This window comes from Tropicimonas sp. (assembly GCF_047971885.1).
Taxonomy (GTDB): Bacteria; Pseudomonadota; Alphaproteobacteria; order Rhodobacterales; family Rhodobacteraceae; genus Tropicimonas.
The window spans coordinates 1-12,062 of sequence record NZ_JBKEAE010000006.1 but is presented as its reverse complement, the minus strand read 5'-3'; the positions used below and the strand labels follow the sequence as shown (position 1 = coordinate 12,062).

Below are 12,062 nucleotides of genomic sequence, written 5' to 3'. Positions count from 1 at the left end.
GCTGCTGGCGCTGATGATCGTTGCGGTTCGCCGGGCCGGGGCCGCCGCGCAGGCGACCGGGCCGGTCATGCAGCAGGTCGGTGCCCTGTCGCAGCGGGTGCAGGGCCTTTCGGACGGTCAGCAGCAGCTTGCCGGCGGGCTGAGCCATGTGTCCGAAGCGCAGGCGCAGGCGCAGTTGCGGATGCTGGAACTGATGGAAAAGCGCCTGTCGGAGGTTTCGGAGCGGATGGGGGAGAGCCTTCAGGGTTCGTCCACCCGCACCGCGCGCAGCCTTGGCGAGTTGCAGCAGCGGCTCGAAACCATCGACAGGGCGCAGGCCAAGATCGAGAAGCTGTCGGGCGACGTGCTGAGCCTGCAGGATATCCTGTCGAACAAGCAGACACGCGGCGCGTTCGGTGAGATTCAGCTTCACGACATTGTGGCAAAGGCGCTGCCGGCGGGCAGTTATGAATGGCAGGTGACGCTTTCGAACGGCAGGCGGGCCGATTGCCTGATAAAACTGCCGAACCCGCCCGGACCGATCGTGATCGACAGCAAATTTCCGCTGGAGCCCTATGAGGCGTTGCGCAACGCCGCCACCCAGTGGGAGAAAAGCGAGGCCGCCAAGGCGATGCGCGCCGCCGTGCGGGCGCATATCCGGGCGATTTCCGAAAGATACCTGATCGAAGGTGAAACCGCCGATGGCGCGCTGATGTTTTTGCCCTCCGAAGCGGTCTACGCCGAATTGCACGCCAGTTTCCCCGATCTTGTGCGCGAGGGCTTCGCGGCACGGGTGTGGATCGTCTCGCCCACTACCTGCATGGCGACGCTCAACACCATGCGGGCGGTGCTCAAGGATGCGCGGATGCGCGAACAGGCCGGCGCGATCCGCAAGGAGCTTGCACTGCTGGGGGGCGATGTCGACCGGCTGGTGACGCGGGTGGGCAACCTCGACAAGCATTTTGCCCTCGCCGCCAGGGATATCGACGAAATCAGGATTTCGGCCGACAAGGCGGGCAAGCGGGCGCGGCGGCTCGACGAGTTCGAGTTCGATCCGCCACCCGAGGCGCTGGCCGTGCCGCCCGAAAATCGCGGCCCGGTCAAGATCGTCCGGCAGAACGGCTGAATCCGCGACACCGTCGTCACTTCGGGGGGGTCGGAAAAACTGCTGCAGTCGCAAACCGGCAGCGATTGCGCGCTTCTTGCCACTTGCCAGCAGCACCGCGTCCCGCGAGAGTGGAGAAAACAGCAGCCGGGGGGAGTCCATGCTCGATATCAGCATTGGAAAGGTCGTCAGGATCATCGCGCTTGCCCGTGAAAACGGTTCGGACAATCCGCATGTGCGCGACTACATTTCCGGACTGAACGAGGACGAGCAGGTGAGCCTTGTGGCGCTGGTCTGGATCGGGCGCGAGAGTTTCTCGGCCGACGAACTGGACGAGGCGCAGGATTACGCCCGTCAGGAACGCGTCGCCCCGACCGAGGATTATCTGGCCGGCATGCCGGAACTGGTGACGTTCCTCGAAGACGGAATGGATGCGCTTGGCATCAACGTCGCCGATGCCGAGGATCACCTGCGCGTGCGGGACTGACCCTCCCGGATCGCATGGCAGCCGGACGGTTCGGCATTCGGTGACGAATCTTCGCTGCACTGCCGCGATCATGCTGCCATTGCAATGAAAGCGGCGGAAACCGGAAGATTTGAACAAGTGTTCAAAAAACGTTTGACGGATGGCCGGCTCCCCGCCCTATAGTAGCGGATCGGCCCGCGCGGCCGGGTGCTGACTGCACCAGGGGAGGACATCATTGAACGCGACAGCAACACCCACGGGTGATCTGTGTTCGGTTCCCGCGCTCCTGCGGCGCAATGCTCAGGTGTTCGGAAGCCGGCCCGCCTATCGCGAAAAGGAATATGGCATCTGGCAAAGCTGGACCTGGTCGGAGGCCGCGCAGGAGATCGAGTGGCTGGCGCTTGGGTTTCTGGCGCTTGGCATCGCGCGCGGCGATCGTGTGGCGGTGATCGGCCGCAACCGCCCGGCGCTCTACTGGTCGATGGTCGCGGCCCAGATGTGCGGCGCGATTCCCGTTCCGCTCTATCAGGAGGCGGTGACCGAGGAGATGGCCTATGTGCTGGAGCAGTGCGGCGCGCGTTTTGTGGTCGGCGGCGATCAGGAGCAGGTGGACAAGGTGCTGGGCATGCAGGAGCACCTGCACGAGATCGAACACCTGCTCTATCAGGACAAGCGGGGCATGCGGAAATACGACCACGCGCATCTGAACTGGTTGCATGACATCCGTGACGAAGGGAAAGCCTCGCACTACCGCCACGAGGACGAACTGGGCCGCCGCCGTGCGGAACTGGATTACGATTCGATCTGTGTCATGCTCTATACGTCGGGGACCACCGGCAAGCCCAAGGGCGTGGTACTGTCGAACCGCAACATCATCGAGACATCGAAGAACACCAGCGCATTCGACCATCTGAGCGCGAAAGACGAGATTCTGGCCTATCTGCCAATGGCATGGGTCGGCGATTTCATCTTCTCGATGGGGCAGGCCTATTGGAACGGCTTCTGCGTCAACTGCCCGGAAAGCCCGGGTACGATGATGACCGACCTGCGCGAGATCGCACCGACCTATTATTTTGCGCCACCCCGGGTTTTCGAGGGTCAACTGACATCGGTGATGATCCGGATGGAGGATGCGAGCGCCTTCAAGCGATGGCTGTTCCGCCATTACATGGCGCTGGCGCGACGCATAGGGCCGGCGATTCTCGATGGCAGGCAGGTCGGGGTGATCGACCGTCTGCGCTATGCGGCGGGCGATATCCTGATCTACGGGCCGCTGAAGAACAGCCTCGGGTTTTCGCGGGTGCGGGTCGGCTATACGGCCGGCGAGGCGATCGGACCGGAGATATTCGATTTCTATCGCTCGCTCGGCATCAATCTGAAACAGCTCTACGGTCAGACCGAAGCGTCGGTCTTCATCGCCCAGCAGCCCGACAACGAGGTGCGCGCCGATACTGTCGGGGTTGTCTCGCCGGGGGTGGAGATCCGGATCGACGACACGGGCGAGATTTTCTATCGCTCGCCCGGAACCTTCGTCGAATACTACAAAAACCCCGAAAGCACAGCATCGACCAAGGATGCCGAAGGCTGGGTGGCGACCGGCGATGCCGGATTCTTCGAGGAATCGACCGGGCACCTGCGGATCATCGACCGGGCAAAGGATGTGGGCCGGATGGCCAGCGGGCACATGTTCGCCCCCAAATACGTCGAGAACAAGCTCAAGTTCTATCCCGACATTCTCGAGGCGGTGGTTTTCGGCAACGGACGCGATCAATGCACCGCCTTCGTCAACATCGACCTGACGGCGGTGGGCAACTGGGCCGAGCGCAACAATATCGCCTATGCTTCGTATCAGGAACTGGCCGGCCACCCGGAGGTGCTCGAGACGATCAGGGCCCATGTGGAGGAGGTCAACCGTTCGGTGGCCAGGGACGACATGTTGTCCGACTGCCAGATCCACCGGTTTCTGGTGCTGCACAAGGAACTGGATGCCGACGACGGCGAGATGACCCGGACCCGCAAGGTCCGCCGCCGCATCATCGAGGAGAAATACGCCGATCTGATCGGCGCGCTTTACGACGGATCGGACAGTATCGTGACGACCACCGAGGTCACCTATGAAGACGGGCGCAAGGGAGCGATCTCGGCGAAGCTGAAGATCGTCAATGCGGCGACCGCCGGGGCACAGCAGCGGAGGATCGCCGCCGAATGACTGACAGCCGCGCCCCCAGCACCACCGCGGACGGTTGCCGGATCGGCGGCGTGCTGATGGAGATGAAGAACATCACCCTGCGGTTTGGCGGAGTGGTGGCGATCAGGGATATCTCGTTCGATATCCGCGAGGGCGAGATCCGGGCCATCATCGGGCCGAACGGTGCCGGGAAATCCTCGATGCTGAACATCATCAGTGGCTTCTATCTCCCGCAGAAGGGTGAGGTCTGGTACAAGGGCGCACTCCGCCCGCCAATGAAACCCTACGAGGTTGCGCGGCTCGGGGTTGGCCGGACCTTTCAGAACATCGCGCTGTTCGAGGGGATGACGGTGCTTGAGAACGTGATGACCGGACGTCTGACCCACATGAAGGCGACGATCTGGGATCAGGCGCTGTGGTGGGGCAAGGCCGAGCGCGAAGAAGTGCGCAACCGCGAGCAGGTCGAGAAGATCATCGACTTTCTCGAAATCCAGGCGATCCGCAGGACTCCGGTCGGACGGCTGCCCTATGGCATGAAGAAGCGGGTCGAACTGGCGCGCGCGCTGGCTGCCGAGCCCTCTCTGCTGCTTCTCGACGAGCCGATGGCCGGCATGAATGTCGAGGAGAAGGAAGACATGTCTCGCTTCATCCTCGATGTAAACGACGAGTTCGGCACCACAATCGCGCTGATCGAGCATGACATGGGGGTGGTCATGGACCTTTCCGACCGGGTTGTCGTGATGGATTACGGCAAGAAGATCGGTGACGGAACGCCGGACGAGGTTCGCAACAACCAGGAGGTGATCGACGCCTATCTGGGGGTGTCGTCATGAGTGCATGTGATGCGATCATGTCCCCCGCCCCGGATGGCGCAGGCTGGACCGTGGTGAAACCGCAAGGGTGCGGGCGGTTATTTCGCAAAGGCAACGCAAGGTGGCGGATGCCGGTTTTTCGCATGATGCCAGAGGCATCGGAAGGCCCGGCCAATCGCTGCCGCAACCGACAGGCGCATGGTGAACCGGCATGAACCTCCTGAAGGAGATATTCGTCACCCCGTTCGTCGAAATGGCCAGGGCGCCGGATTTCCTGCTGCAGGTGCTGTGGGAAGGGCTGGTTTCGGGTGTGCTCTACGCGCTGATCGCGCTGGGTTTCGTTCTGATTTACCGCTCCAGCCGGATCTTCAACTTTGCCCAGGGCATCATGGTCGTCTTCGCCGCGCTGACGCTGGTCGGCCTGCACGAGCTGGGAATACCGGCATGGGTATCGGTTCTGCTGACGCTGGCGGTCATGCTGGGGCTTGCCATTGTTATCGAGCGCGTTGTCCTGCGTCCGCTGGTGGGTCAGCCCGATATCATCCTGTTCATGGCGACAATCGGCATCACGCTGTTCCTGATCGGCTTCGGCGAGATCATATTCGGCGGTGAAAACAAGGTGATGATCACCAGCGAGCTTGGCATTCCGACCGGCGACGTGGTGCTCGAACCCTTCGGCGGCCTGCTGATCCTGCAGGATATCGACATCACCACCGTTGTCGTGGCGGGGCTTCTGGTGGTCCTGTTGCTGGCCTTTCTCAACCGGACGCGGATGGGGCGCGCAATCCGGGCGCTCGGCGACGATCATCAGGCGGCGTTGTCGGTGGGCATCAGCCTGCAGACCATCTGGGTGCTGGTCTGGTTCATTGCCGGGATCATCGCGCTGGTCACCGGCATCGCCTGGGGCAGCCGGGCCGGGGTGAGCTTCGCGCTCGAGGTCATCGCATACAAGGCGCTGCCGGTCCTGATGCTTGGCGGGCTCGAATCGATCTCGGGTGCGATCATCGGCGGGCTGATGATCGGGATGCTGGAAAAGCTGTTCGAAATCTACTGGGGGGCACCGCTGCTTGGGGGCAATACCGAAAGCTGGTTCGCCTATGTCTTTGCGCTGATCGTTCTGCTGTTCCGCCCGCAGGGGCTGTTCGGCGAGAAGATCATCGAGCGGGTGTGAGGCCGCATGCCGACCGCGGCCGCATCGCTCCACGCACCAACCTCGCCTGACCGCAGGCAATTCCGAGTTCAATGGAAAAGACCGGCATGTCGAAACTGATCGCAATCCTCAACGTTGTGGCCTGGGCGGGCTTCTGGGCCTTTGGCTGTCTGGCGCTGACCTCGGGCGGCAGCGGACGGACGACAATCGCCCTGCTGCTGGCGGCGCTGGGGGCGGGAGCGGGGCTGTGGGCATATATGTGGCTGGTCCGCCACAGCGAGCGCACCGGCTATGCCAGGCTGCCAAGACGCGCCGTGCCCGAGCAGGATCGTGCGCCCGGCAAATATGCCGAAACGGGGGTTGAAAGCTGATGCTCTACCGTACCGCTGGCCAGTTCAAGACAAGCTATCGCGAGGATCAGGCGGTTTTCCCGATTCGTCAGGACGCCATCCTGATGGGGATTATCCTGCTCTGCGCCTGGGTGATCTTTCCGCTGACGGCGAGCGAGTTCACCTTTCAGACCATCCTGACGCCGATCCTGATCTATGCGCTGGCAGCGCTCGGCCTGAATATCCTGACAGGATATGCCGGGCAGCTCAGCCTCGGAACCGGGGCCTTCATGGGGGTGGGGGCATATGCCTGCTACAAGATGGTCACCCTGATGCCGTGGATGAACCCCGTTATCGCGATTCTGCTGTCGGGGGTCTTTTCGGCCGGGGTAGGTGTGGTGTTCGGCATTCCCAGCCTGCGTATCAAGGGATTTTACCTGGCCATCGCCACCCTGGCGGCGCAGTTCTTCCTTGTCTGGCTGTTCGAGAAATGGGCCTGGCTTTACAATTACAACGCCTCCGGCGCGATCCAGGTTCCCAATCTCGACATGTTCGGCATTTACGTCGCCGGGCCGCAGGCCGGGTCGATGACGCAATACTACCTTGTGCTTTCCGTGGTCTGCCTGCTGACCTGCCTGTCCATCAACCTGACGCGGGGAAATCTGGGCCGGACCTGGAAGGCGACGCGCGACATGGACATCGCGGCCGAACTGATCGGCATCAACCTGATGAAATCGAAACTCGCCGCCTTTGCCGTATCGTCCTACATCGTCGGGGTCGCGGGGGCGCTTTTCGTCTTCATGTGGCGCGGCGCCGCCGAACCCAACCTTTTCGACATTCCGCTGTCGTTCCGGGTGCTTTTCATCGCGATCATCGGCGGGCTGGGGTCGATCCTCGGCAATTATCTCGGTGCGATCCTGATCGTCGGCCTGCCGGTGGCGCTGAACTCGGTGCCGCACGCGCTCGGGTTCGAGATCGACTCGGCGATGCAGGGACACCTGAACACCATGATCGTCGGTTCGCTGATCATCTTTTTCCTGATCGTCGAGCCGCACGGTCTGAACCAGCTCTGGCGGCTGATCCGCGAGAAACTCATCATCTGGCCCTTCCCGCATTAGGGAGCGCCGGAAACCGCAAGGCCAACCAGACGTCGACAGTTTCATCAGGGAGGAGAAACATGAAGACCACCGTTTCCAAGTTTGCCTGGGCAACCGCGCTCTGCGCCGGGCTCGCAGCGCCCACCCTTGCCGAAGGCATCTATGTCCCCAACCTCAGCTATCGCACCGGACCGTTCGCATCGACAGGCATTCCGCTGATGAACGGGCAGGCGGATTACATGGCGATGCTGAACGCGCGCGATGGCGGGATTGGCGGCGTGCCGATCGTCTTCGCCGAATGCGAGACCGGCTATTCGACCGAAAAGGGAGTCGAATGCTATGAACGTACCAAGGCCGATGCCGTTGTGACCCAGCCGTGGTCGACCGGTATCACGCTGCAGGTGCTGCCCAAGTCCAATGTCGACCGGATTCCGATCCTGGCGCCGGGCTACGGATTTTCACCGATGGCCGACGGCAAGGTGTTTCAGTGGGCCTTCAACACCCCGGCGTCGTACTGGGATGCGGCCTCGATGATCATACAGTTCATCGCGGACGGCGACATGGCGAGCCTCTCGGGCAAGAAGATCGTGCTGCTGCACCTCGATCATCCCTTCGGCAAGGAGCCGATCCCGGTTCTGGAGGCGATGGCCGAGGCCTACGGCTTCGATCTGGTCCTGATTCCGGTCGGGCTGAAGGAGATGCAGAACCAGTCGGCGCAGTGGCTGCAGATTCGCCGCGAGAGGCCCGATTACGTGGTGATGTGGGGCTGGGGGGCGATGAATACCGGCGCCATCACCGAGGCGGTAAAGACCAGATTCCCGATGGAGAATTTCATCGGCGTCTGGTGGTCCGGGCATGACGACGACCTGAAACTGGTAGGTGCGGACGGCAAGGGCTACAAGTCGGTCTCGTGGTCGATGCCGCAGCCCGACGCGCCGCTGATGGCCGATATCAGGACGCATGTGCTCGATGCGAATCTCAGCCAGCAGAAGGATCCGAACACCGTATTCTACCAGCGTGGGCTGGTGATCTCGATGATGCTGGCCGAGGGGATCCGCGCCGCCCAGCAGGAATTCGGTGTGGGCGAGATCACGCCCGAGCAGCTTCGCTGGGGGCTCGAGAACCTGAACCTGACCGCCGGGCGGCTGGAGGAACTTGGCATGACCGGCATGGTGCCGCCCTTCTCGACCTCGTGCTCGAACCATACCGGGCATTCCGGCGGCTGGATGCTGGAGTGGGACGGCGAGAAGTTCGTGCAGGCAAGCGACCTGCTGAACGCCGATCGCGCCTTTGTCGAGCCGCTCGAAATCGCACAGGCCAACGAATACGCCGCCGCCAATGCGCCCTGGCCGGTCAACGAAGCGTGTGACTGACATTACCTACCCCGGCGGTCGCCGCCGCCGGGTCATCCCCGTTGGCGGAGCCGTGCCATGCCGGACATGACCCAAACCACGCCCGAGACCCTGCTCGAGGTCAAGAATATCGAGGTGATCTACAATCACGTGATCCTTGTGCTCAAGGGCGTCTCGCTGAGCGTTCCGCGTGGCGGAATTACCGCGCTTCTGGGTGGCAACGGTGCCGGCAAGACGACCACGCTCAAGGCGATATCGAACCTGCTGCATTCGGAGCGCGGCGAGGTGACCAAAGGTGCGATCAGGTATCGCGGCGAGATCGTGCAGGGGCTCGACCCGGCGCGGCTGGTCGGGAAGGGTGTGATCCAGGTGATGGAGGGGCGCCATTGTTTCGAACATCTGACGATCGAGGAAAACCTGCTGACCGGCGCCTACACCCGCACCGACGGGCGCGGTGCCGTCGAGGCCGACCTTCAGATGGTATACGCCTATTTCCCGCGGCTCAGGGAGCGGCGCAAAAGCCAGGCCGGCTATACCTCGGGCGGTGAGCAGCAGATGTGCGCCATCGGACGCGCGCTGATGTCGCGCCCCGGGATGATCCTGCTCGACGAGCCCTCGATGGGGCTGGCGCCGCAGCTTGTCGAGCAGATCTTCGAGATCGTCAAGTCGGTCAACGAGAACGAGGGCGTAAGCTTCCTTCTGGCCGAGCAGAATACCAGTATCGCGCTCCGCTTCGCCCATTACGGCTATATCCTCGAATCCGGCCGCATGGTAATGGACGGACCGGCTGACGAACTGCGCCAGAACCCCGATGTCAGGGAATTCTACCTTGGTGTCGGAGCGGAGGGGCGGAAGTCGTTTCGCGACGTGCGCAGCTACCGGCGGCGTAAACGCTGGCTGAGTTGAGCCGGGATTCCGGTCTGGGATGTATCTGTTCAATATCAGGCGGCTGTCGAAAATCACTGGAGAAAGTGCTGCAGGGTGCGGCGCCCGGTGCCGTCTGCCCGGCTCGCGACGCGACTGCGGCGCTGGTCATGCCCCGCGCCGATACCTCGGCCATGAACGCCCATCTTGCCGAAATCTCAAAGGCTGTCGCCCCAGCGGCCCACGCCGTGCTGGTGATGGACGGCGCGGGTTGGCATGGCTCACCATCCTGACGCTCCCGCCCTATTCGCCCGAATTGAACCCGGTCGAGAACATCTGGGCCTGGCTGCGCGCCACCCGCCAGCGCCATCAACGGGCCCGTGTCTTATCTGAATGTGAGATGGGAGCCGATGATGGAAGACCTCACACAAGAAATCCGTGCGCTGCGCGAGGAAGTGCGGGCCTTGCAGGTCAAGCAAACCTTGCCGGACCTCATGACGCCTGCGCAGTGCGCCGAGTATCTGAACCGTTCCGAGGAAGTGCTCTACCTCTGGCGGAAAGAGCGCAATGCCGGTCAGGACAGCGGCCCGCCGTTCCTGCACATTTCCAGCCGGACAATCCTTTATGATCGGGAGGACGTTCTCGCGTGGGCGCGTTCTCACCGCGTGAACTGAAAAAGAGGGACGAAGCCGCTATACCTCGTCCCTCAGTCATTCCATCACAAGCAAGCGAACCCATCGCATCTACAACTCGCTTATAATACACGCTTTGGTGGAATCCGACCGGAAAACAAGGTAATAGCGTCTGCATTGAGGATTAAAGCAGATGCGGATTTCTCGCGTATATGGAGCAAGTCGCCCCAGTATTCGAAAAACCCTCCGGCCCGATGGCACGGAGATCAAAAAGAAATTGCCAGACGGCAGTGAAGTGTCGCCAATTGATTGGCCCACGCATTGGTATGGCACGACCCGCGAAGTCACAATCGACAAAGTCGCCGCGCTCTATGACGGCATAGAGCCTCACGAATGTCTTGTCCTTGGCGGCGCACCTGACGGGCAGCATGTCATCGTCGCCTTCGGAAGCCGGTATCGCCTTGCCGAACAGATCAAGCACCGCCTTGGCTAAAACAGCCCGGTAGAGCGCCTGCGGCCCGTCTGGCCGGGACGCATGAACGCCGAAGTCAGGATCGAGGATCACCTGAGCCGATCCGCCTGACGCGGACGCAGGCCCGCGACGCTGCCCTCTATCGCAAAGCCAAGGCGCAGGCCGAAAAGGCTGGGACCACGCTGGAGATCGTGACCGATGAATGATCTCTGCAAAGCCGCCGATGCGACCGCCCGCGAGTTCCTGTCTGGCATCTATGCCAAGGTGCGGGAGTTCGACGTGACCCTTGCCCGCAACGCCATTCTCGATTGCTTATTCTCGGCGGAAGAACCCGACTTCATCCGCCGGGTTGGGGACCATCCGATCTATGCGCGTGACGCCCGTCGCGTCATAGGTCGGATGGAACCCCACATGGTCGAACTGGCCGGTCGCATCCTGCGGGCTGCGGCATGAACTATGACCGCATCAGAGAGGCCTTGCCCGTGGAATCGGGCAATGGCCGCCGGTCAACCATCCGCGCCCACTCTGATGTGGTGGAGGTGGTCATCGACTGCGTGCTGCGCCGCCGCCAGTTCAAGGAGATCGCGCAAAGGTGCTGCGTCGATCTGGAAAGCCTGACCCGGTTTCGCAAACGTTTCATAACGCCAGAGGTCGAGAAGATCGTTCTCGTCGAAGCGAACAAGCTCGATGCCGACGCGCTCGATCAGGAAGTCAACGCCGCCCAAGACAAGATCGAAGGCGGCATTGAGGGGATCCTCAAGGAGCAGAAGCGCCTTTATCGCACCCTTAACGGCATGGTCGAAGATGGCGGTGACAACCTGATGGATGTGCTGGCCCCGATGATGCAGTTGCTCCGGGACCAGAACAAGAGTTACGAAAACCTGCTCAAGGTCTATTCGAATCTGCGCGACAAGACGACGGTTGTGCTGGGCCTGAATGAACACCCGGACGTTCAGAAACTGATGGACGTGCTGTGGGTGGTGTTCCAAGCGCACCCGGAGGCGTTCGAGACCTTCCGGCAAGTGGTCCAAGACCGGCGGATTCCGCTCAATGTCGAATGATCTGGGCCTTTTCCTCCGCACGCTGCATGAGCGGGTAAAGCCGGAACTCCTGCTTGAGCGGGTAGTCGGCGGCCCGCCTGACGACTGGCAGCGCACGCTGATGAATTCCACCTCGGACATCATCATGGTGCTGGCGTCCCGCCGGATCGGCAAATCAACCACCGTGGGCGTGATGGCGGGACAAGAGCTTTCCAAGCCAGAGCATCAGGTGATCATCCTGTCGAAGACGTTGGCGCAGTCCCAGCTTCTGTTTTCCAAGATCGCCTACACTTGGGAGCGGATGGCGCTGCCGATTGAAGCCAAGCGGCGCACCATGACCGAATTGCACCTCAAGAACGGCTCGTCTGTCGTCTGTGTCCCGGCGGGGCAGGACGGCGAGCAGGCCCGTGGCTATGGCGTCAAGAACGAGCTGCTGATCTATGACGAAGCAGCGTTCATCCCGGATGCCGTCTATGGCTCAACGCTCTCGATTGCCAAGGACAACGCCAAGACGATCCTGATCACCACCCCCGGCGGCAAATCGGGCAAAGCCTATGAGATGTGGAGCGATTGGGA

The 12,062-nt window shown here is 61.9% G+C and carries 14 protein-coding genes and 1 pseudogene; 14 read left to right on the top strand and 1 reads right to left on the bottom strand.

Translation table 11 applies throughout. The features are described 5' to 3' along the window. The 11 genes and pseudogenes from ACK5IR_RS00350 to ACK5IR_RS00300 all read left to right on the top strand — a co-directional run. Positions 1–1,105, top strand: a 1,105-nt coding sequence (locus ACK5IR_RS00350; RefSeq protein WP_416924751.1) for a DNA recombination protein RmuC, incomplete at its 5' end; no start/stop codon positions are given. A gap of 139 nt (positions 1,106–1,244) precedes the next feature. After that, positions 1,245–1,571, top strand: a complete 327-nt coding sequence (locus ACK5IR_RS00345; protein WP_416924749.1) for a DUF3775 domain-containing protein — start codon at positions 1,245–1,247, stop codon at positions 1,569–1,571. Positions 1,572–1,785: 214 nt separating this feature from the next. After that, positions 1,786–3,759: an AMP-binding protein gene (locus ACK5IR_RS00340; RefSeq protein ID WP_416924747.1), complete on the top strand. Its 1,974-nt coding sequence runs from the start codon at positions 1,786–1,788 to the stop codon at positions 3,757–3,759. After that, positions 3,756–4,571 carry an ABC transporter ATP-binding protein gene (locus ACK5IR_RS00335; RefSeq protein WP_416924745.1) on the top strand — a complete coding sequence of 272 codons (816 nt, stop codon included), beginning with the start codon at positions 3,756–3,758 and terminating at the stop codon, positions 4,569–4,571. Before ACK5IR_RS00340 ends, ACK5IR_RS00335 begins: the two co-directional genes overlap by 4 nt. 190 nt (positions 4,572–4,761) lie before the next feature. After that, positions 4,762–5,721 (top strand): branched-chain amino acid ABC transporter permease, encoded by a 960-nt coding sequence (locus ACK5IR_RS00330; RefSeq protein ID WP_416924743.1) that lies wholly within the window; start codon positions 4,762–4,764, stop codon positions 5,719–5,721. A gap of 86 nt (positions 5,722–5,807) precedes the next feature. Continuing rightward, positions 5,808–6,071 (top strand): hypothetical protein, encoded by a 264-nt coding sequence (locus tag ACK5IR_RS00325; protein ID WP_416924741.1) that lies wholly within the window; start codon positions 5,808–5,810, stop codon positions 6,069–6,071. Then, on the top strand, positions 6,071–7,147 hold the full coding sequence (locus ACK5IR_RS00320) for a branched-chain amino acid ABC transporter permease (protein WP_416924739.1): 1,077 nt from the start codon (positions 6,071–6,073) through the stop codon (positions 7,145–7,147). The genes ACK5IR_RS00325 and ACK5IR_RS00320 overlap by 1 nt, the downstream gene beginning before the upstream one ends. A 59-nt stretch (positions 7,148–7,206) precedes the next feature. Then, the gene (locus ACK5IR_RS00315; protein WP_416924737.1) at positions 7,207–8,499 is read left to right on the top strand and encodes an ABC transporter substrate-binding protein; all 1,293 of its coding nucleotides are present in this window, start codon (positions 7,207–7,209) and stop codon (positions 8,497–8,499) included. Positions 8,500–8,556: 57 nt separating this feature from the next. Then, complete coding sequence (locus tag ACK5IR_RS00310) at positions 8,557–9,384, top strand: ABC transporter ATP-binding protein (RefSeq protein WP_416924736.1); 828 nt, start codon at positions 8,557–8,559, stop codon at positions 9,382–9,384. An 86-nt stretch (positions 9,385–9,470) separates the two neighbouring features. Continuing rightward, positions 9,471–9,694 (top strand): annotated as a pseudogene (locus ACK5IR_RS00305) (transposase); the annotation flags it as partial. Positions 9,695–9,755: 61 nt separating this feature from the next. Beyond that, on the top strand, positions 9,756–10,016 hold the full coding sequence (locus ACK5IR_RS00300; RefSeq protein WP_416924753.1) for a helix-turn-helix transcriptional regulator: 261 nt from the start codon (positions 9,756–9,758) through the stop codon (positions 10,014–10,016). A gap of 142 nt (positions 10,017–10,158) precedes the next feature. Here the strand turns inward: ACK5IR_RS00300 and ACK5IR_RS00295 are convergent, their stop codons facing one another. Beyond that, complete coding sequence (locus ACK5IR_RS00295) at positions 10,159–10,539, bottom strand: hypothetical protein (RefSeq protein ID WP_416924734.1); 381 nt, start codon at positions 10,537–10,539, stop codon at positions 10,159–10,161. Positions 10,540–10,644: 105 nt separating this feature from the next. Between ACK5IR_RS00295 and ACK5IR_RS00290 the strand changes: the two genes are divergently transcribed. The 3 genes from ACK5IR_RS00290 to ACK5IR_RS00280 form a co-directional block, all read left to right on the top strand. Then, complete coding sequence (locus ACK5IR_RS00290) at positions 10,645–10,899, top strand: hypothetical protein (protein ID WP_416924732.1); 255 nt, start codon at positions 10,645–10,647, stop codon at positions 10,897–10,899. Then, entirely contained in the window at positions 10,896–11,507 is a 612-nt protein-coding gene (locus ACK5IR_RS00285; RefSeq protein WP_416924730.1) for a hypothetical protein, read from the top strand. The genes ACK5IR_RS00290 and ACK5IR_RS00285 overlap by 4 nt, the downstream gene beginning before the upstream one ends. After that, positions 11,497–12,062, top strand: a 566-nt coding sequence (locus tag ACK5IR_RS00280) for a terminase large subunit domain-containing protein (RefSeq protein WP_416924728.1), incomplete at its 3' end; no start/stop codon positions are given. The genes ACK5IR_RS00285 and ACK5IR_RS00280, both read left to right, overlap by 11 nt.